The sequence below is a fragment of the Streptomyces sp. NPDC059740 genome, assembly GCF_042733155.1.
GTDB lineage: Bacteria > Actinomycetota > Actinomycetes > Streptomycetales > Streptomycetaceae > Streptomyces.
Map to the genome: position 1 here is coordinate 15,163 of NZ_JBHWGP010000023.1, position 18,406 is coordinate 33,568.

Sequence of the window (18,406 nt, forward strand, 5' to 3'; positions counted from 1 at the left end):
GTTGCGGAGAAAAGCGGGAATGCCGTCGGGAAACTCTGCCAAGGCGAGCTCTGTCGCAGTAAAAACCGTCGGATGCCGCTTTATGACAGGTATTTACTGCGGCAGCAGGGTGGGTGCGAAGCCTCCTGCGGATACTGAGGTTTTCTCAGCGATTCACTTCCATGCGGTCGTGAGGGCGAGTGCGGCTTTGGTGATGTCTCCGATGCGGCTCGGGCTCAGGGTGATGTGCCGGAGGGCGGCCCAGCGTTGTTTGAGGGCGGCTGCGGCGCGTTCGCCGAGGGCTCGTCCGCCTCGCTGGAGGCGGTTGTGGGTGCGGGTGGCCAGGCACAGCGGTGAGGGGATGTCGGGGTGCGGCCGCAGCGGGGTGTGGATCGCGATGCCTGCGCCGGTGTATCCGACATCGGCGAGGGTGGGCAGTCCGTCGCGGGCCGCCGGGTAGAGGGCTGGCAGCGCGTGGATGCGAGCGGCACGTAGATCGTGGATCGAGCCCGGTTCTACGTCGGAGACCCACAGGGGGTCGCCATTGGGGGAGGCGAGGAACTGGACGTTGCCGGCGAAGTACCGGCCCTTGCCCGAGAACCAGACGTCGTTGCCCTTCTCTGTCCGTCCCGCGACGCGGTCGCAGGAGATGAGTGTGCCGTCCAGGACGACATAAGGCATGCCGTCCTCGTGGCATCGTCGCAGGACGTCGTGCAGGTCGGGACTGTCCTGCGCCAGGACGTCGATGCCCTCGTGTAGGTAGCGCTAGCGGGAGCCGGTGGCCTGGGAGACACCGGCGTCACGGGCCAGGTAGGAGACGCGGCCGCCTTCCCGGAACCAGCGGACCACGAGGTACCGCTTGAGCGAACGGGGCCAGCGCCCGAGAGCGTCGAGGAGTGTGCACGTCGCGTCGTCGACCTGCCAGCAGGCGGGCGAGGTGCACCACTACCTGACGCGGGACATCGAGCATGGCAGCATAGGGACCACGCGAAGCCTCTGGCGTTCGGGATCTTGGTCGACTCCGTTCCTACCAGGGGCTTCACGCCTGTCAACGCCACCGCGAGAGCGCAAGCTTGACGCACCACAAGCTCATCGCTGAGAAAACCTCAGTGTGTCTTTCTGAACGTGGCGCCAATGGAGGATGTCTGCCTTGGTAACGGATGTGCTTTGGCGTAGTCCTTGATCGTTTTATTGAAGGCATCCACCGTGGTGGCCTTCCATTTGTAATTGGCGACTGGGAACGTATGGTCAACGGTCAAGGTGCTTCCCTTGATGACACCGTGAACAGGGTCACCGTCGTCGAGGAGGCCATTGAACCGGACCTTTCCGTTACCTTCCTGGCCGGTAAACCGCGTGGTATCACGAACCACCTTCGGGGTAGAGCCGGGGTCTCCGTAGTCGTCCAAAAAGCTGTTGACGCACTTGCCGGTGATCTGTCCCGAGGGTCCTGCAGTCCAGTCGAGCATCGCGTAGTGACCGTTGGCGAAGGTACTGAACGTATAGTGCGCCTGCACTTCTTTCTGGATGAGGCTAGGGTCTCTATCGTTTGAGCTGCCGCTGCACGCGCTGATCAGAGGTAATGCCAGTACTACCCCCGCGATGAACATTCGACAACGCTGTAATTTGCGTATCCCGATCATGCCAAGCCCCTTCCCTGATGGCCGCGTTCAACGCTGATCACATTAGGGCTGCGACTCTGTCTAGACAACGGAACAGACCTAGTTGCAAGGACTGCATGGCTCAAGTCCAGGTCCTGACCCCTTTTCCTGAGGACGGCCGCGGTGTCGGTGCGGCCTGGATACGGTGATGAGAGCCAGTGCCGCGTGACCACTGGCACAGTGAGGTTTTCTCAGCGATGAGCTTGTGGTGCGTCAAGCTTGCACTCTCGCGGTGGCGTTGACAGGCGTGAAGCCCCTGGTAGGAACGGAGTCGACCAAGATCCCGAACGCCAGAGGCTTCACGTGGTTCCCTACGCTGCCATGCTCGATGTCCCGCGTCAGGTAGAGGTGCACTTCGCCCGCCTGCTGGCAGGACGACGACGCGACGTGCACACTCCTCGACGCTCTCGGGCGCTGACCCCGTTCGCTCAAGCGGTACCTCGCGGTCCGCTGGTTCCGGGAAGGCGGCCGCGTCTCCTGCCTGGCCCGCGACGCCGGCGTCTCCCAGGCCACCGGCTACCGCTACCTGCACGAGGGCATCGACGTCCTGGCGCAGGACAGTCCCGACCTGCACGACGTCCTGCGACGATGCCACGGGGACGGCATGCCCTACGTCATCCTGGACGGCACACTCCTCTCCTGCGACCGATTCCCCGGGCGGACCGAGAAGGGCAACGATCTCTGGTTCTCGGGCAAGACGCGGCACTTCGCCGGCAACGTCCAGTTCCTCGCCGCCCGGGCGGCGACCCCCTCTGGGCCTCCGACGTCGAGCCCGGCTCTGTCCACGACCTTCGCGCCGCACGCATCCACGCGCTCCCAGCTCTCTACCCGGCGGCCCGCGACGGACTGCCCACCCTTGCCGACGTCGGTTACACAGGCGCAGGGACCGGGGTCCACACCCCGCTGCGGCCCCACCTCGACATCCCCGCACCACTGAGCATCGACAACCGCACCCACAACCGCCTCCAGCGAGACGGACGAGCCCTCGGCGAACGCGCCGCAGCCGCCCTCAAACAACGCTGGGCCGCCCTCCGGCACATCACCCTGAGCCCCACGCACACCGGCGACATCACCAAAGCCGCACTCGCCCTCACCACCGTATGGGAATGAACCGCTGAGAAAACCTCAGTGACCTGCCAACCCGGCGAACCTTCCCGGTAAAGCACCAGCACCAGCCTGAGAACCTCGCGTCGAGACGACTTGCGTGCGGTAGCGAGTCTGCTGCTACGGCTTCCAGTGTTTTGCCACCGGCTGAGCGTAGGCCACCCGGTGGTCCAGCCCGGCGCCTCGTGCCTGGAATCGTCCGCGAGCTGTCTCGATGAGTTCGGCACGCCCAAAGGACTGGCCCTGCTGCCGCCAGGAGGTGCGAAGCGGGGCGGTGAAGGTGCCGGCGGCGGAGTCGGAGAAGAAGAGAGCGGCAAGGTAAAGCAGAAGGAAGGGGGCCAGCAAAGCGCTCCAGATCAGCGACGGCACCGTTCCTTCTCGGCCTCTCAGGACCCGGCCGTCCGGCAGGTGGATCTCGTAGGTCGGCCTCCAGCGCTTGTTCTTCGGCGGTAGTCGAAGGTCGGCCAGCGGCTTGTTGTCAGGGGTGAGGACGACCAGGTGCCTGCCATCGCACCGGACGACAACGGCCAGGGGAGTAGTTCCCGCAGGGTCCTGGAAGAGGGTGAAACGAGGCTCGTACCCCTGAGGCAGCGACCAGCCGTCAGGGGCGCCGTGACGGACGTACACGGGGGCAGCGTTCTTGGGACGGAGTTCGTAGCGCCTGGATTCTGCGCCGGGGTGGCGGGTGAAGCTGAGGGAGGCGTTGGTGTCCATCGGCAGTTTCATTTCGTCTCAGGTCCTGCAGGCGTCTGACGCCCCACGCTCACGGGACGCCAACGCGTTACGCGTTCCTGGCGGCGGATCCGCCGGCGAGCGCCATGTGGCGCAAGATCGAGGCGGACACATCGACGCCGGACGGGCGGACAAGCACGCCGTGGATGCGTAACCGTCATTCGTCCACGGTGGAAGCGCGGGCCGGCGTCTGCTCGTCGGGCGGCACACGCACTGAGCTCTTTTCAACCTCCCGCCAGGCTGCAAAGAACTCGCCGCACACGAATCAACGACTCAGGACACGCGATCCCGCGCCTCCGCCTCCGCGATAAAGCTATCCAGCCGCGCCCTCGCTCCGACCAGCCTATGGATGCAGCTGTCCATAATATCGCGCTGCTTGCGGAGCATCGCTGTCGCCTGGGACTCTTTTTGATGAGGTCTTTTCTTGCAATGCTGCTTGATCTCGGCTATTTCCCGAGTCGAAAGACCCACAAACAAGAGCGCTTGGATCAATTGCACTTGAGCGACGTCCGTCGAGTCATACAGGCGATGCCCGCCAGGACCTCGACGCACCTCAAGAAGTCCTGCCTCGCCGTAGTAGCGCAAGGAGCGCACGCTGACGCCCGTGAGCTCCGAGAGCCTTCCGATACGCACCCCGACCTCCGTGTGGCCTACATCACACTTTTCACGCTTGAATCTCACATCATGTGAGATTCTAGGCTACCTTACATGACTGCTGAAAAGCCGGACGGCACCGAACTCCACTCCAGAACCGTCAAGACGCGCTACGGACGGGTAGCGCTTTTCGACACCGATCCGAACGGTCGAGCCTCAGCAGTTCCGATCTTGTTCGTCCACGGAAACTCCGTCTCGCGGAAGATGTTTCGAGCGCAGCTCACAGACGGCGCTATGCAGCGACGCATGCTGGCGGCGGACCTGCTTGGCCATGGCGACTCAGACAACGCGTCCGAGCCCTCCATCGCCTATACCCATCAGGGATACGCGGACACCCTCATCGAGGTGCTTAATTCTCTAGGCATCGCACGCGTAATTGTCGTTGGCTGGTCCCTCGGCGGATACGTTGGATATGAACTTGTGGGCAAGTTCCCGGGGGTGGTGGCGCTCGTCACGACGGGAACTCCTCCGGTGAACGATCAAACCCTATTCCAGGGATTCCTTGACAACCCCACGTTCGAATATATCGGCCAGGATGTGTTGAGCCCCGAGCAAGCAACGGAAATGGCCGAACAGTCCACAGTCGTCCCCGCGTCAGCCACAGTCCGCGCGGACGTCAGCAGGGCGGACGGGCGTGCACGCAAGCGAATGTTCGAATCCGTATTGGCTGGCGAGGGTGTAGACAAGAGGCAACTTGCGCTTACGCCTCCAGTTCCGCTTGCGATGATCGACGGTGCCGACGACCCGTTCGTCAACCAGCAGTACGTGGATTCTCTGCCGTTCACCTCACTCTGGCGCTCGGCCGTGGTCCGCATTCCCGGTGCCCATCACGCCGCCTTTGCCGAGGAGCCCGCTCGCTTCAACGAGCTGGTGCGTGCGTTCTTGTCCGATCACGATCTCTGAACCTCTTTCATTGAGCTGTTTCCAACCTCAGTTCGAGCAGGTCACTGAGGTTGAACTCGTAGTGTCATAGGGGCTGTCGGTCGTCGGCTGTCTGCGGTAGGACCGAGGTATGCGGTATCCACAGGGTGGCGGGCTGAGCGCCGAACGGCGCCAGTACCGCGAGGAGTTACGGGCCCAGGCCGCGGAGCGCTTCGCCCGGAGTGAGGGCAGTACTGCGATCGCCAAGGACTTGCGTGTCAGCGTCCGGTCGGTCCAGCGGTGGCGGCGGGCAAGGAAGCAAGACGGTCCCAGGGCCCTGCGCTCGCAGGGGCCGGCGTCGCTGCCCAGGCTCAGCGAGCGGCAGTTCGCCCAGCTGGAGGCAGAGCTGGCCAAGGGTCCGGCCGCGCACGGCTGGGAGGATCAGCGTTGGACCCTCTCACGCGTCAAGACGGTGATCGGCCGGCGCTTCCACCTCACCTACACAATCCAGGGCGTGCGCAAGCTCCTGGTCCGCAACGGTTGGTCCTGCCAGGCCCCGGCCCGCCGTGCGGTCGAGCGGGACGATGATGCCGTCACCGGCTGGGTCAAGGAGGTGTGGCCCTGCACGGAAGGCTCGCGGGCGGCCCATGGAGCGTGGCTCGTCTTCGAGGACGAAGCCGGCTTCTCCATGACGCCGCCGACAGCCCGGACCTGGTCACCACGTGGCCGCACCCCGGTGATCCGCGTTCGCGGCCGTTCCCGCAGGCGTGTCTCCATCGCGGCGCTGACCTGCTACAAACCAGGACACCGTTCGAGGCTGATCTACCGACCCCGCCGCGACGACGGCCGACGCTACGGACGCAAAAGTTTCTCCTGGCGCGACTACCGCGACCTGCTCATCGCCGCCCACCAGCAGCTCGGTGCCCCGATCGTGCTCGTCTGGGACAACCTCAACGTCCACAAGGCGGCTGATCTGCGCAAGTTCGCTGAGACCCGGAACTGGTTGACGATGTACTACCTGCCGCCCTACGCACCCGACCTCAACCCCGTCGAAGGGATCTGGTCGCTCCTACGACGCGGCTGGCTCTCCAACGCCCCCTTCCAGCACCCCCGGACACCTCATTCAGACCGTCCGACGCGGCCTGAGGCACACCCAGTACCGCAGCCACCTGATCGACGGCTGCCTTGCCGAGACCGGCCTGCTGATCAGAACGACCTGACACCACGCGACATCACGAGTTCAACCTCAGCAGGTGCAGGGTGAGGACGGCCTGAATGAGCTGGGTGATGCGGGTGGTGCTGCAGCGGATCTTGCGCAGGAGGCGCCAGGTCTTGAGGGTGGCCATGGCCTGCTCGACGAGCGCGCGGATCTTTGCGTGGGCGCGGTTGACGGCTTGCTGACCTGCGGAGAGCGTCTCCCAGCGGCCCCAGTAGGGCAGCCGTATGGTGCCGCCGGCACCGCGGTAGCCCTTGTCCGCCCAGCACTCGACGCCGACCTCGGTCAAGGCGTCGAGGATGCCGTGGGTGCGCGCGGCCTTGATGTCGTGGACCGCGCCGGGCAGCGCAGGCGAGGCCCACAGCAGTCGCCCCACCGGGTCGGTAATGACCTGCACGTTCATACCGTGCTTCTTGTGTTTCCCGGAGTAGAAGGGCCGGTCGGCTGCGACCCGGTCGATCGGCAGCAGCGCGCCGTCCAGCATCACGAACGCCTTGGTGGAGGCGGTCTTCATCGCATCGGCGAGGGTCGGCGCGAGTGCAGCCAGGACGTCGATGGCCTCGGCGACGTACCGATAGGCGGCCGTGGTTCCGACACCGAATCCTGCCGCCAGTTGGGCGTAGGTATGGCCGCAGCGCAGGTGCGCCAAGACCAGCAGGGCCTGGCGGCCCGCGCTCACGCGACGCCAACGCGTTCCACGCTCCTCGCGGCGAGCCCGCAGGTACCGCAAGGTCGAGGTGGACACATCGATGCCGGACCGGTAGACAAGCACGCGGAAGCTCCTGGTGGACAGGCGATCTTGGCCGTAAACCCGTTTACCAGGAGCTTCTTCATACCCAGACACCACCCCCTCGCCCCCAACCGACCACCCGCCCAGCCAGGTTGGAAAAGGCTCACTGGCTGATGCGGGCGCATTGCATCACGTCGACACTGGTGTGGCGCTTCCCTCCCTGGCCGTAGTCGTCACTGTGACGTTGCGTGTCCCGTCGTAGCGTCCACATAGCTCACAGCCTCAGACGGTTTCCCTTCGAGGGTCACGTAAGTGACTACGTACTCCGTGCGCCATTTCCCTCCTCGGTTCGCTGCTTCGAGTCGAGTTCCCGAAACCTTCACCTTCGAGTTCGTCAACAGCGCGTCGATGGACTTCTGACCGGCGCTCCGTGCCTTCTGCTCGCTGATCTTGACGGGAGGTAGCGAGCCGGGGTCAGCGGTGGGGGTGGTGAGCAGTTGGGAAACGCGTCCGGCTCGGTTGACCTCAACGTCGAGTCTCATCGGCATGAGTACGCCTTCCGGGTTGACCCTGCGCCAACTGACCATCCAGCCCAGTCGGCCCGCTGCGTCTACCTTCGCGACGGTGACCTTGGATCCGTGTGTGGACTTGGGGTAATGCTGGTCGGCGTAGATCTGGGCGATGCGCTGGGCATCCTGCGCGTTGTGGGGGGGAGTACGGTTTCCCGTAACCGGGAAGCTCATAGCGGTCAGCTTGTCGGAGTTTTCCAGGGATACGGTCAGCGTCCTCTTGTCCGGCCAGGTCAGCTCCGCGCTGCCCGCGCCGCCGTTTAGGGTGAAGTCGAGGAAGCCTTTCCCGGAGCCTGCGAGGCTTGGGCTGAATTGCACGCGGCTGACGGTGTAATGGCCATCGAAGGCTTGCTGGATGGCGTGCTCGGCCGCGGAGCGCTCTTCGCTGTCGCCCTCCCGCACGCTGGTGGCGTCCACAACCGTGAGCGTGAGGCCAAAGGCCGCGGTGCCACCCGCTACGGCGAAGATCACGGCTCCAACGCCCAGTGCCGGCTTCCACAGTCGGCGCGGTTCAACTCGTGCGTGGATCAGGCGCAGGTAGAGGCATCCCAGTGCGATGCCGAGCGCGCCACCCGCGGAGTTCATGAAGAAGTCGCCGCTGTCACAGTTACGGCCGACCCACGGCAAGAGTGCCTGTGACACCTCCGTGACCAGGGAGAGGCAGGCGCAGGTCACCAGAGTCGGCACGACCGCTCTGGTTGCCGCGAAGCCGGCGAGCCCCAACGGGACGTACATCGCGAGATTGAGGAGGCCCTCACTGGTCATCAGCGGCTCGAAGATGTTGCGGTTGAGGACGCACTCACTGCGCTGTATGCCCCCACCCGGCATCGCCAGCGTCACTGCGACGATCGAGGTGAAGAGCACGGTAAACAGCGCCCACTCGAAGCGCCGCCATCCGCGTTGTTTCGCCAATGAATAGGCAGCAACTCCGAGTAGGAGCGCCACCACAACCGTAACGAATATGAACCAGGACTGACCTCGAAAGGCCGCTTCGAACACGAATTACCATCCCTAAATGCGGTTGCGCCGCCCTTGAGGGCGACGCAACCTGAAAACGTGCAGCGTACGTTCAGCAGGTAGCCGGCGGCGTCTGATACGTACCGGAAGAAGCCTTCATAACTCCCACAGTCGACGTGCAGTAGGGCACGCCCGTCCAAGAGTTGCTCTTCGATCCACCGGACGATACTGACCCACTGCTGGCGTAGTGCGCAGTCCCGCTGCGGATGTAGCCCAGCGTCACCGTCGTCGCAGAACCGCCGGTCTTGTAATAGGCGGTTGCTGCGACATCGTTGGTGTACTTGTAGTGCTGCAGCACTCCGTTGGACAGCGAAGTGCATGAGAAGTAACTCTCGATATAACCACTCGAGGGGCACCCCGTTGTGCCTCCCAGGTGGGGCTGAACAGTTGCCGCCTGAGCACCTACGCCAGAACCGATGGCAATTCCGGTCAGGCACAGCACTGCGACGCCCCGTCCCAGTCGCTTGATAGATCTCATCGTCTTTCCTCTCGCCTCATAAATTGGAGAACGAAAGGTTGCCGAAAAGCATATCCCCCGCCCCCACATCGTCACGGAGTCCGACAAGGAAAATCTACAACGTTCACATATTGCACGCAATCAACACTTCTCGGCTACACCCGACTACAACTCGACCGCACACCCTTGGGAGTTCACGAATGGACAAGCCGCCACAAGGGGACATAACGACCATGCAGGCCACGCCACGACACCAGGATCGACATCACTCCCTTCCATAATCACCCATTTGCACCACACGCGTGGCCGTTACAGGCACTTGTCTCAATGCCGATTGCGCTATGCATGGAGCCGAGTTACTGAGGTTGAACTCGTAGGGGAGAGCTGCATGTCAGGGGGCCATGTTGTAGTCGACGGTGGTGGTGGGGCAGCCAGCGGCGATGCGGGCCAGGGCGTCGCGTTCGGTCCGGCCCACACGCCGCCCCGACCGCGCGGCCCCAGGGTCAGGGGCGGTCGTGGAGATAACGGTGGTGCGCGGGCAGGCGCCGACCAGCTCGTCCAGAGGGAGCGCGTCCTGCAGGACCCCGCCGACGGGAGTGGGTCCGCAGAAGTCCTCGTGGGAAGCGCGTTGGACGACGAGGACCGGGACTTCGTCGAGCACTGGTGCATGGAGGTCGCAAGGCGGGCCGCGCCGGGCAGCCCTCTCCTGGGGCTGGCCGGCCTTTGCCTGGGCCATACCGCTCGACGCTTCGGACACCTCAGCGACGAAGCTCTCGCACTGGCGCAGTCGCTGGCCGGCCGCGCCGCGGCCGACCCCTCAGACCTGGACGAGCGGGCCCTGGACGGCTACAACGACGTCCGGGCCTTCCTCCACCTGGACTGAGACCCTCGGCGTCTCCGCTCGCCGACCGGGGCTGCCGCTGTTCGAACCGGCTCCTCGTCCGCCTCACACCTTGGTGAGGCGGGGTGCCGGGCGCCCAGCCGGGCCCCGGCGGAACGTGATCCGCGGCCGCGGGCGGGTACAGGCGGCCGCCCCGGTGCGGGTGGGGCGCGGAACTCCGTCCGAACGAACCTGGCGGGCGGCCGGGGTCGGCTCGTACGACGCCAGGACGTCGATGGCCTCGGCGACGTACCGATAGGCGGTCGTGGTTCCGACACCGAATCCTGCCGCCAGTTGGGCGTAGGTATGGCCGCAGCGCAGGTGCGCCAAGACCAGCAGGGCCTGGCGGCCCGCGCTCACGCGACGCCAACGCGTTCCGCGTGCCTCGCGGCGAGCCCGCAGGCGAGCGGACAGGTACCGCAAGGTCGAGGTGGACACATCGATGCCGGACCGGTAGACAAGCACGCGGAAGCTCCTGGTGGACAGGCGATCTTGGTCGTGAACCCGTTTACCAGGAGCTTCTTCATACCCAGACACCACCCCCTCGCCCCCAACCGACCACCCGCCCAGCCAGGTTGGAAAAGGCTCATTCTGTGTAATCGCAGGTCAACTCAGTGGAAACGACGCAGCGCCATGTCGGCCTCGTCAACGAGCGCACGAACGATGTCCGCGGCCGGCAGAGTCTCCTCGACAAGACCCACGGACTGACCGGCGTAGAGCGCCATGGCCTCCTCCTGGCCTGTCATGTCGCGGGTGGGGGCCACATCGGCATAACGCTCGATGGGCGTGCCGTCGTCGGTGCTCCCCAGGATGTCGTGCTCCCCAGGGCGGGCGTCCTCGGGAGAGGGGCGGCCGGCCGCCTCCCAGCTCCGTACCGTGCTGTTGCGCAGGGCTCGGTGAGGCGCAGGCCACCCCTTGTCGAAGATGACGCCGTCGACGGTGTCGTTCTCCCGGGCCTGAACCAGGGCGTGCCGATAGGCCTCGGCTGTGGCCGCCTCCTCGGACAGCAGGAAGCGGGTGCCGATCCACGCTGCGTCCGCACCCAGGGCCAGGGCAGCGGCCAGGCCGCGGCCGTCCGCGATGCCGCCGGCAGCGACAACCGGCACCGGCGACACCGCGTCGACGATCGCCGGTACCAGCGGGAGCGTTGCCGTTCGCCCCCAAAGGTGCCCGCCGGCCTCCCAGCCCTGAGCCACGATCACGTCGACGCCGGCGTCAACGGCCTGCCGCGCCTCCAGTGCGGAGGAGACCGTGTGGAGGTGGAGGGCGCCGGCGCGGTGAATCTGCGCCGTGAGCGGCGCCGGGTCGCCCCAGAAGGTCGAAATGACGCGTACTCCCTCCTCCAGGCACACCGACAACCGATCCTCCTGCCGCCAGTTGAGGATCAGGTTGACGGCGAACGGCGCCGAGGTGAGCTGTGCCGTCTGGCGTATCCGCTTACGGAGGGTCTCGTGGTCGTCCCAACTCGCCGCGAGAGTTCCCAAGCCCCCGGCCTCACTGACGGCGGCCGCCAGCGCGGGCACGCAGGGCCCACCGATCGGCGCCTGGACCACGGGCGCGGCAATGCCGACGAGGTCGCAGAAAGGAGTACGCAGGGTGCCATGCATGGCTTCTCGTTTTCTTCGGTGACACGGTGGGGCGGCAACACAGGACAGGAGGCAGCTTCATGCAATGTCCGCGCTTCCGGCCGACCACCTGCGTTAGTGGGGCTCGTGAAGGTAAGTCGCGCTCGAACGTGGAGGCTCACGTCTCCAACCACCCTGCCTCCCCGCGATCATTCTGTAGGAGGCAGCGTCAAGTATCCAGGTTCTACCAGTCATCTCTTCGCAACCTGCTGAATTGAGCACGGGGTTGACCTGACAGACGGGTGAAGTCCCCGGTAGACGGGGTTCGACGTTTCCCGTCCGCCGAGCTGCGGCAGCGCCGCCGGGAGCTCGGCACCCGCTGGAGGCGCCTGAGCGCCGGCCGTCAGGCCCTGCCCGCCCATCCCCGTCTCCGCAACGGCCACCCGTGTGCCCAGGAGCCCTCACCCGCGCCCACGTCACCTGTAGGGCTGACAAGGACCACCGCGGCGCGCCGGCTCGGACCCACGATGGAAAACGCCCACTGCCGCTTACCGCGCCGCCTGTCACCACATACCCCCGGGGGCCCGCGACCGCGCTCCTCTAGCCACGGCCCCGCCGCTGCGGAATCATCAACGGGAAGCCGTTGCCGTGGAACCCGTAGCCGAAGCGTCCGCCTCGGGGAAAACACCTCGAAACATGACTCCGGCCTCACCGGATTCCGTCACCACGGGAGAAGAAGTGAAACCGGTCGAGTACGCCGTGGCCGTCGAGCGCTACCTCGACGCGGCTTCCCTGGGCGCGGCCTCGCGCCGGGTGTACCGGATCGCCCTGGAGACGTGGGCGTGGCTGCTGGTCGGCCGGACGCCGCCGCAGGGGGCGGAGCGGCGGAGGGCGGCGGTGCCGGTGCTCCTGCTGGACGTCCTGGCGTCCCCGGCCGCCGGGGAGTTGCTGGACGCCGCTCATGCCCGCAGGACGCAGTCCGCCGGACCGCGGACGGTGAGCCGGGAGGTCTCGGTTCTGCGGTCCGCCCTGGGCTGGTGGCGGGAGCAGGGTTGGCTGGGCGCCGGGGAGGTCTCCTGGGTGCCGGGCGGTCCGGGGGCCCCGACGCCCGCGCACCGGCTCTCGCCGGCGCAGCTGCGCGCCGTCCTGAGGCTGCCCGCACCGCTGCGGGAGCAGACGCTGTGGCACCTGCTGTACGACAGCGGCGCCACCGTCTCCCAGGTGCTGGCCCTGGACGTGTCCGCGCTCCGGCCGGACCGGCAAGGCGTCCGCGCACACCACGAGCGGCAGTTGAGGTGGTCCGCCGCCACGGCCCGGTTGCTGACCCTGCACCTCGTGGGCCGGAGCAGCGGCCCGGTCTTCCTGACCGACCGGCGGGCACCGGCCGGCGCACCGCACGCCGACCGCTGCCCCGTGACCGGGCGGGGGCGGTTGTCCTACCGCCGGGCCGCGGAACTCTTCACCACGGCGACGGCCGCACTGGACCCGGCCGGCCACGGCTGGACCCTGCGTCAGCTGCGGTCACGGGGGACGGCCGACGGGTTGGCGTGACCGGGACGAGCGTGCGCCGCCGGCCCGGTGCGCCATGCTGCCCCCATGACGATCGATGCCGTGCTGTTCGACTTCTCCGGGACGCTGATGCGCGTGGCGCCGGTGGCCGACTGGTTGCGACGGGCCCTTACCGAGACAGGGGTGGACATGGCGCCTGCCGCGTTCGACCGGGCCGTCGCGGCGCTGGACGAGGCGGGGGCGCTGCCGGGTGGTTCCACCCCGGCGCGACTGCCTGACCACCTCACCGAGCTGTGGCAGGTCAGGGATGTGGACGCCACCCGCCACCGGCAGCTCTACACCGGCCTGGCCCGCCAGGTCGAGCTGCCTGACGAGGCCCTCTACAACGTCCTCTACGACCACCACATGACGCCCGAGGCGTGGCGCCCGTACCCGGACGCGGAGCAGGTGCTGCGCACCCTGCAGGAGCGGGGCAAGCGGGTGGCCGTGGTGAGCAACATCGGCTGGGACCTCCGGCCGGTGCTGCGCGCCCACGGACTGGAACGCCATGTCGACACCTGCGTGCTCTCCTACGAGCACGGCGTGCAGAAGCCCGACCCGCGGTTGTTCCGCCTGGCTTGCCGGGCGTTGTCGGTGGACCCGGCCGCGACGGTCATGGTGGGGGACGACCGGCGGGCGGACGGCGGGGCCACGGCGCTGGGCTGCGGGTTCCTGCCGGTGGACCACTTGCCGGTGACCGAACGGCCGGCCGGGCTGCTGCCGGTACTGGAGCTGGTGTCCTGAGGGCCCGGGGCCCTGAGGGCCCGGGGCCCTGACGGCCCCGCCGTGCGGCGTCACCCTCCTGCGCCGCGGGTCCCCTCGGCCCAGGAGGCGAGCGCCTCGAAGTCCTCGGGGACCAGCCCGACGGCGGGGTCGACGGGGTAGAGCAGGGCGGGCCCCGGGTGGTGTCGCAGCACCCAGGAGCGGTCCGGCGCGGTGATCTCGTCGTCGACCCAGGCGAACGGCCTGCCTGCGGCCCACCGCACCAGCCGTCGCGTCTTCCAGTGGACGCCGTGCGGGTCGGCGGTGCCGGCCGCGGTCCAGTGGACGCAGGGCAGTTCGGGCAGGCCGAGCACCGGTCCGATCCAGGTGTTGGCCTGTTCCTGCCAGGTGGTGGCCCACACCAGTCGGCAGCCGAGCGCGAGCAGGCGGTCACCGTGTCCGGGGTCGAGCCACACCCGCAGTGCCTCGCGCGGCGCTTCCCACCCGGTGGGCCGCATCCGGTACTCGGCGTACCCCGCGGGGTGCGGTGGTGCGGCCCGCCACGGGTTGAGCGGACCGTCGACGTCGAGGAAGAGCAGCGGCCGGTCGGCCTCCGGCACGGCTGGCCGGCTCCGGCGCCACGGCCTGCGACGCGTGACCCCGCCGGCAGCGATCCCGCCGGCTGCGGCCCCACCCGGAGCGGGGCCGTCCCGCGCTCCGTCCCGTCGCGAGGTGCCGTCCGCCTCCGCCATGGGCCGTACCTCCCCACCGGGGCGGCCGGGCGATGCGGGCCACGGCCCGGGCCGCCTCACGAGAGCGCCCACCCTCCCCCGGTCGGCGCGGGGACGCAACCGGTGGCCGCCAGGTCGCGCCGGACGGGCGGTCACGGGCTGAGGGCGAGGACCAGGTAGCCGGCCAGCACGGCCAGGTGCACCGCGCCCTGGAGGAGCACGGCCCGGCCCGGGACCACGGTCAGCGTGCCGACGGCCACGGTCAGCACGAGCAGGACGATGTGCGTGGCGTCCAGGCCCAGGACCAGGCGTCCGGGCAGCCACACGGAGGCGGCGGCCACGGCCGGGATGGTCAGTCCGATGCTCGCCATGGCCGAACCGAAGCCGAGGTTGAGGCTGGTCTGGACCCGGTCGCGGCGGGCGGCCCGGACCGCCGCGATGCTCTCGGGCAGCAGCACGAGCAGGGCGATGATCACCCCCACCACGGCGGAGGGCAGTCCGGCGGCGGCGACGCCCGCCTCGACGGCCGGCGAGACGCTCTTGGCCAGCGCCACCACGCCCACCAGGGAGAGCAGGAGGAGACCCAGGCTGCCCAGCGCCGCCCGCGCGGACGGCCGGTCGGCGTGCGTCTCGTCGACGGCACCGGACTCGTCGATCACCTTGCCTTCATGGGTGACCGGCAGGAAGTACGAGCGGTGGCGGACCGTCTGGGTCGCCACGAACAGGGCGTAGAGCACCACCGAGGCGGTGGCGGCGTACACCAGCTGGAGGCCGCTGAAGCGGGGGCCGGGGGTGCTGGTGGTGAACGTGGGCAGGACCAGGGAGAGGGTGGCCAGGGTGGCGATGGCCGCCAGTGCGGTGCCGGTGCCCCGGGCGTTGAACACGGCGACGCCGCGGCGGAGGGCGCCGACCACCAGGCACAGGCCGACGATGCCGTTGCAGGTGATCATCACGGCGGCGAAGACCGTGTCCCGGGCGAGGGAGGCGCTCTTGTCCCCGCCGTCGGCCATCAGGGTCACGATCAGCGCGACCTCGATGACAGTGACGGCGACGGCCAGCACCAGCGAGCCGAACGGCTCCCCGACCCGGTGCGCGACGACCTCCGCGTGGTGGACGGCGGCGAGCACGGCGGCGGCCAGGAAGCAGGAGGCGACCGCGACGAGCCAGCCCGGAAGTGTCCGGCCCCACGTCAGGCCGAGGAGCGCCACGGACAACACCGGCGCGAGCACCGTCCAGTGGAACAGGGATGCGGGCAACCGAGCGCTCATCTGGCGAGCCTCGCACCAGGGCGGGCGGTCGCGGGGCGGACGCGGCCCCACACGCAGCCGGGTTCACCGGACCGGTGGCCGACCGCGGCCGCGGGTGCCCCGTGTCGCGCACCACACTGCGCCGTGTGGAGCAGGCCGCCGCGCTGGGAAGGCGGGAGATGAGGTCGGGTGGGGAAGTGCCACCGGGATGCCGCGGGCGCAGGTTCCGCGGGTGAGGAAGGAGTCCGTCATGGGTGCGCGGCGCAGTCGGGTGGTGGTGGTCACGGGAGCGAGCGGCGGCATCGGCCGGGCGACGGCTCGGGCCTTCGCGGCACGCGGTGACCGGGTGGCGCTGCTGGCCCGGGGCCGGGCGGGCCTGGAGGCCGCGGCTGCGGACGTCCGGCAGGCGGGCGGCGAGGCCCTGGTGGTGCCCACCGACGTGTCGGAGCACGAGCAGGTGACGGCGGCGGCCCGACGCGTCGAGGCGGAGCTGGGGCCGGTGGACGTATGGGTGAACGCCGCCTTCGCCACCGTCCTCGCCCCGTTCTGGGAGGTGTCGCCCGCGGAGTACGAGCGTGCCACCCACGTCACCTACCTCGGGTTCGTCAACGGGACGCGAGCCGCGCTCGACGTCATGCGCCCCCGGGACCGCGGGACCATCGTCCAGGTCGGTTCGGCGCTGGGGGAACGCAGCGTTCCGCTGCAGTCGGTGTACTGCGGCGCCAAGCACGCCATCAACGGCTTCACCTCCAGCCTCCGCACCGAGCTCCTGCACGAGGGCAGCGGCGTCCAGGTCACCATCGCGCAGATGCCCGCGGTGAACACGCCGCAGTTCACCTGGGTGCTCTCACGGCTCCCACGCCACCCGCGGCCGGTGGCCCCGGTCTACCAGCCCGAGGTGGCCGCGCGGGGTGTGCTGCACGCCGCGGACCACCCCGCCCGGCGTCAGCACTGGGTGGGCGGATCGACGGTCGCCACCGTGGCGGCCAACCGCTTCGCCGCTCCCCTGCTCGACCGCTACCTGGCCCGGACGGGCTTCGACGCCCAGCAGGGTGAGGAGATCGTGGCACCGGACCGGCCGCACAACCTGTGGGAGCCGGTGGACGAGGCCGAGGGGCAGGACCACGGCGCGCACGGTGCCTTCGACGACGAGGCGCACTCCCGCTCGGCGCAGCAGTGGTGGGTGCGGAACTGGCCGGTGGCCTCCGCGGCGGGCGCCGGCCTGCTCGCGGCTGCTGCCTACACGACCGCCCGGCTGCGCCGCGGCTGACGGTCCGCCGTCCAGCCCGCCGGCCGAAGCCGGTGCGGGGCGGTGGGGCGCCCGCCTTGCGACCACCCGTGAACCGCAGGACTGGTCGGTCTCTGGAGGAGACATGTCGGAGAACCTGGTGCGTCAGGCCGAGGAGCAGGCCCGGCAGCACGCCCACGAGTACGCCGCGGGCGCCGAGCGTCCGCTCAAGGGGTACGTCGGGGCCCTGGGCGTCTTCGGGGGTGCGGTGGCGGGCGCCGTCGCCGCGGCCCGGGCCCTGTCCCGCCCGGCTCCCCGGCTGTCCGGGCGGGACACCAGAACGGACAGGTCAGCAGTTCACCGACGGTGTGCCGGGCACCGTGCCCCCCGCACCTCCTCGGCCAGCTCCGAGGGCGCGCTGGTGCCCTGGTAACGGGTGAAGGGCGCACGCAGCGGACTGGTGATGGGGTCCTTCGCCACCAGACGCGAGAGCTTGTGGGTGGCCGCGGCCAGCAGCACCGCACTGACCGCGGTGGCGGGGGCGGACTTCCTCCAGTACGCCTACGCCGCAGCGCAGCAGGCCGAGTAGGGGCGGACGGCGAGCGGGAGACGGCTCAGAAGTGGCGCTGTGCCGCCTCGACGCTGTCCCCGCCACTGGTGTTGAAGGCGATCGCCGCCTGCGGTGCGTGCCGCCGGACCAGGTTGACGGTCTCCTCGAAGAGCGGGAGGAGCTGCTCCGCCTTGCGGATGCCGCCGCCGATGACCACCACGTCCCAGAGCCGCTCGGCCAGCGCCGAAGCGAGGGTCGACGCGGCCGACTCGTCGAAGGCCACGAGCGTCATGGCGGCGTCGACGCCGTGGTCAGCGAACCGCGCCAGCTCGGCGTCCAGGGCGGCGCGGAGCGCGTCGGCGTCGACGCCGGGTATGGCGTGCGGGTCGTATCCGATCACCAGTGCGGAGGGCATGGCGCCGACTCTATCCACCGGTGGACCGGCCGAGGGCGGGAACGTCCCTCCGCGCTGCCGGGGGGCGGAGTGTTCGTGGCGGGCCGGTTCCGGGGGCCCGCCACGTCTCCCCCACCCCTGGGTAGGGTGAGCGAAGTGGGCCGACAGCCACGTTGAGGCCGGACGTCAGTGAGGAGGTGGCCGGTGGGGCCGCTCGATCCGCCGACGCTCCGGGTGCCGGTGGGGAAGGACTCCGAGCGGTGGACGAGCCGCCGGGCCTTGCGCCGGGTGCTGCTGGTCGTGCACAACGTGACCTCGGCCGGTCGTCTGCTGGACGTGTTGCCGCTCTTCCACGACGACTTCCGGCTCCAGGTCCTGGTCACCTCCACCGAGTCGTCCGTCTTCCAGGACGGGATCGGTGACCTCTTCGCCGACCTGCAACTTCCCGTCCTGCCCTGGGAGCAGGCCCTCAGGACACCGGTGGACCTCGCGATCTCCGCCAGCTTCGGCGGTCAACTCCACCTCCTGCCCGGGAAGTTGGCCGTACTCTCCCACGGCGTCGGATACACTAAGAGGCTGGCGAT

At 68.5% G+C, this 18,406-nt stretch carries 17 protein-coding genes and 6 pseudogenes; 10 read left to right on the forward strand and 13 right to left on the reverse strand.

Features of this window, described 5'->3' with window-relative positions; translation table 11 throughout:
* Window positions 1–153: 153 nt before the first annotated feature.
* A pseudogene (locus ACFV3R_RS23270) lies at window positions 154–949 on the reverse strand (transposase family protein).
* Between the two features lie 136 nt (window positions 950–1,085).
* Window positions 1,086–1,619: a hypothetical protein gene (locus tag ACFV3R_RS23275; protein ID WP_385586309.1), complete on the reverse strand. Its 534-nt coding sequence runs from the start codon at window positions 1,617–1,619 to the stop codon at window positions 1,086–1,088.
* A gap of 321 nt (window positions 1,620–1,940) precedes the next feature.
* Here ACFV3R_RS23275 and ACFV3R_RS23280 point away from each other — a divergent pair.
* Window positions 1,941–2,747, forward strand: a pseudogene (locus tag ACFV3R_RS23280) (transposase family protein).
* A gap of 114 nt (window positions 2,748–2,861) precedes the next feature.
* On the opposite strand, the gene ACFV3R_RS23285 reads toward ACFV3R_RS23280, so the two are convergent.
* Entirely contained in the window at window positions 2,862–3,467 is a 606-nt protein-coding gene (locus tag ACFV3R_RS23285; RefSeq protein ID WP_385586312.1) for a hypothetical protein, read from the reverse strand.
* Window positions 3,468–3,746: 279 nt separating this feature from the next.
* Window positions 3,747–4,154 carry a MerR family transcriptional regulator gene (locus tag ACFV3R_RS23290; RefSeq protein ID WP_385586315.1) on the reverse strand — a complete coding sequence of 136 codons (408 nt, stop codon included), beginning with the start codon at window positions 4,152–4,154 and terminating at the stop codon, window positions 3,747–3,749.
* 27 nt (window positions 4,155–4,181) lie between these two features.
* Here ACFV3R_RS23290 and ACFV3R_RS23295 point away from each other — a divergent pair, with 27 nt between their 5' ends.
* From ACFV3R_RS23295 to ACFV3R_RS23305, 3 genes and pseudogenes are all read left to right on the forward strand, one after another.
* On the forward strand, window positions 4,182–5,030 hold the full coding sequence (locus ACFV3R_RS23295; RefSeq protein ID WP_385586317.1) for an alpha/beta fold hydrolase: 849 nt from the start codon (window positions 4,182–4,184) through the stop codon (window positions 5,028–5,030).
* 109 nt (window positions 5,031–5,139) lie between these two features.
* Window positions 5,140–5,268, forward strand: a pseudogene (locus tag ACFV3R_RS23300) (transposase); the annotation flags it as partial.
* A pseudogene (locus ACFV3R_RS23305) lies at window positions 5,260–6,208 on the forward strand (IS630 family transposase). The pseudogenes ACFV3R_RS23300 and ACFV3R_RS23305, both read left to right, overlap by 9 nt.
* A 12-nt stretch (window positions 6,209–6,220) precedes the next feature.
* Here the strand turns inward: ACFV3R_RS23305 and ACFV3R_RS23310 are convergent.
* From ACFV3R_RS23310 to ACFV3R_RS23320, 3 genes are all read right to left on the reverse strand, one after another.
* The gene (locus tag ACFV3R_RS23310; protein WP_385586318.1) at window positions 6,221–6,976 is read right to left on the reverse strand and encodes a transposase family protein; all 756 of its coding nucleotides are present in this window, start codon (window positions 6,974–6,976) and stop codon (window positions 6,221–6,223) included.
* A gap of 191 nt (window positions 6,977–7,167) precedes the next feature.
* Complete coding sequence (locus ACFV3R_RS23315; protein WP_385586321.1) at window positions 7,168–8,502, reverse strand: VanZ family protein; 1,335 nt, start codon at window positions 8,500–8,502, stop codon at window positions 7,168–7,170.
* Window positions 8,503–9,368: 866 nt separating this feature from the next.
* Window positions 9,369–9,638 carry a hypothetical protein gene (locus ACFV3R_RS23320; RefSeq protein ID WP_385586324.1) on the reverse strand — a complete coding sequence of 90 codons (270 nt, stop codon included), beginning with the start codon at window positions 9,636–9,638 and terminating at the stop codon, window positions 9,369–9,371.
* Window positions 9,639–9,644: 6 nt separating this feature from the next.
* Here ACFV3R_RS23320 and ACFV3R_RS23325 point away from each other — a divergent pair, with 6 nt between their 5' ends.
* On the forward strand, window positions 9,645–9,860 hold the full coding sequence (locus tag ACFV3R_RS23325) for a hypothetical protein (protein WP_385586327.1): 216 nt from the start codon (window positions 9,645–9,647) through the stop codon (window positions 9,858–9,860).
* 198 nt (window positions 9,861–10,058) lie between these two features.
* Here the strand turns inward: ACFV3R_RS23325 and ACFV3R_RS23330 are convergent.
* Together ACFV3R_RS23330 and ACFV3R_RS23335 are read right to left on the reverse strand one after the other, a co-directional pair.
* A pseudogene (locus ACFV3R_RS23330) lies at window positions 10,059–10,322 on the reverse strand (transposase family protein); the annotation flags it as partial.
* A 146-nt stretch (window positions 10,323–10,468) separates the two neighbouring features.
* Entirely contained in the window at window positions 10,469–11,464 is a 996-nt protein-coding gene (locus ACFV3R_RS23335; protein ID WP_385586330.1) for an NAD(P)H-dependent flavin oxidoreductase, read from the reverse strand.
* Between the two features lie 696 nt (window positions 11,465–12,160).
* On the opposite strand from ACFV3R_RS23335, the gene ACFV3R_RS23340 reads away from it, so the two are divergent.
* Window positions 12,161–12,973 (forward strand): hypothetical protein, encoded by an 813-nt coding sequence (locus ACFV3R_RS23340; protein ID WP_385586333.1) that lies wholly within the window; start codon window positions 12,161–12,163, stop codon window positions 12,971–12,973.
* 45 nt (window positions 12,974–13,018) lie between these two features.
* A complete protein-coding gene (locus ACFV3R_RS23345; RefSeq protein WP_385586336.1) occupies window positions 13,019–13,714 on the forward strand; it encodes an HAD family hydrolase in 696 nt (231 codons plus the stop codon).
* 50 nt (window positions 13,715–13,764) lie between these two features.
* On the opposite strand, the gene ACFV3R_RS23350 is transcribed toward ACFV3R_RS23345, so the two are convergent.
* The gene (locus ACFV3R_RS23350) at window positions 13,765–14,292 is read right to left on the reverse strand and encodes an HAD domain-containing protein (RefSeq protein ID WP_385586340.1); all 528 of its coding nucleotides are present in this window, start codon (window positions 14,290–14,292) and stop codon (window positions 13,765–13,767) included.
* A 263-nt stretch (window positions 14,293–14,555) separates the two neighbouring features.
* Window positions 14,556–15,671, reverse strand: coding sequence for a calcium:proton antiporter (locus ACFV3R_RS23355; protein ID WP_385586343.1), 1,116 nt, complete (start codon window positions 15,669–15,671; stop codon window positions 14,556–14,558).
* 229 nt (window positions 15,672–15,900) lie between these two features.
* Here ACFV3R_RS23355 and ACFV3R_RS23360 point away from each other — a divergent pair, with 229 nt between their 5' ends.
* Both ACFV3R_RS23360 and ACFV3R_RS23365 read left to right on the forward strand, forming a co-directional pair.
* Window positions 15,901–16,920, forward strand: coding sequence for an SDR family oxidoreductase (locus tag ACFV3R_RS23360; RefSeq protein ID WP_385586346.1), 1,020 nt, complete (start codon window positions 15,901–15,903; stop codon window positions 16,918–16,920).
* Window positions 16,921–17,023: 103 nt separating this feature from the next.
* A complete protein-coding gene (locus ACFV3R_RS23365; RefSeq protein WP_385586516.1) occupies window positions 17,024–17,311 on the forward strand; it encodes a hypothetical protein in 288 nt (95 codons plus the stop codon).
* Here ACFV3R_RS23365 and ACFV3R_RS23370 read toward each other — a convergent pair.
* The gene (locus ACFV3R_RS23370) at window positions 17,236–17,397 is read right to left on the reverse strand and encodes a DUF1360 domain-containing protein (RefSeq protein ID WP_385586349.1); all 162 of its coding nucleotides are present in this window, start codon (window positions 17,395–17,397) and stop codon (window positions 17,236–17,238) included. The two genes, ACFV3R_RS23365 and ACFV3R_RS23370, sit on opposite strands and share 76 nt — an antisense overlap.
* 95 nt (window positions 17,398–17,492) lie before the next feature.
* Window positions 17,493–17,843 (reverse strand): hypothetical protein, encoded by a 351-nt coding sequence (locus ACFV3R_RS23375; RefSeq protein WP_385586352.1) that lies wholly within the window; start codon window positions 17,841–17,843, stop codon window positions 17,493–17,495.
* A gap of 183 nt (window positions 17,844–18,026) precedes the next feature.
* Between ACFV3R_RS23375 and ACFV3R_RS23380 the strand changes: the two are divergent.
* Window positions 18,027–18,406 (forward strand): annotated as a pseudogene (locus tag ACFV3R_RS23380) (hypothetical protein); the annotation flags it as partial.

Coding starts and splice junctions, on each gene's coding strand:
- ACFV3R_RS23275 (WP_385586309.1), bottom strand. CDS start 1,619: ATGATCGGGATACGCAAATTACAGCGTTGTCGAATGTTCATCGCGGGG.
- ACFV3R_RS23285 (WP_385586312.1), bottom strand. CDS start 3,467: ATGAAACTGCCGATGGACACCAACGCCTCCCTCAGCTTCACCCGCCAC.
- ACFV3R_RS23295 (WP_385586317.1), top strand. CDS start 4,182: ATGACTGCTGAAAAGCCGGACGGCACCGAACTCCACTCCAGAACCGTC.
- ACFV3R_RS23325 (WP_385586327.1), top strand. CDS start 9,645: ATGGAGGTCGCAAGGCGGGCCGCGCCGGGCAGCCCTCTCCTGGGGCTG.
- ACFV3R_RS23335 (WP_385586330.1), bottom strand. CDS start 11,464: ATGCATGGCACCCTGCGTACTCCTTTCTGCGACCTCGTCGGCATTGCC.
- ACFV3R_RS23345 (WP_385586336.1), top strand. CDS start 13,019: ATGACGATCGATGCCGTGCTGTTCGACTTCTCCGGGACGCTGATGCGC.
- ACFV3R_RS23355 (WP_385586343.1), bottom strand. CDS start 15,671: ATGAGCGCTCGGTTGCCCGCATCCCTGTTCCACTGGACGGTGCTCGCG.
- ACFV3R_RS23360 (WP_385586346.1), top strand. CDS start 15,901: ATGGGTGCGCGGCGCAGTCGGGTGGTGGTGGTCACGGGAGCGAGCGGC.
- ACFV3R_RS23365 (WP_385586516.1), top strand. CDS start 17,024: ATGTCGGAGAACCTGGTGCGTCAGGCCGAGGAGCAGGCCCGGCAGCAC.
- ACFV3R_RS23375 (WP_385586352.1), bottom strand. CDS start 17,843: ATGCCCTCCGCACTGGTGATCGGATACGACCCGCACGCCATACCCGGC.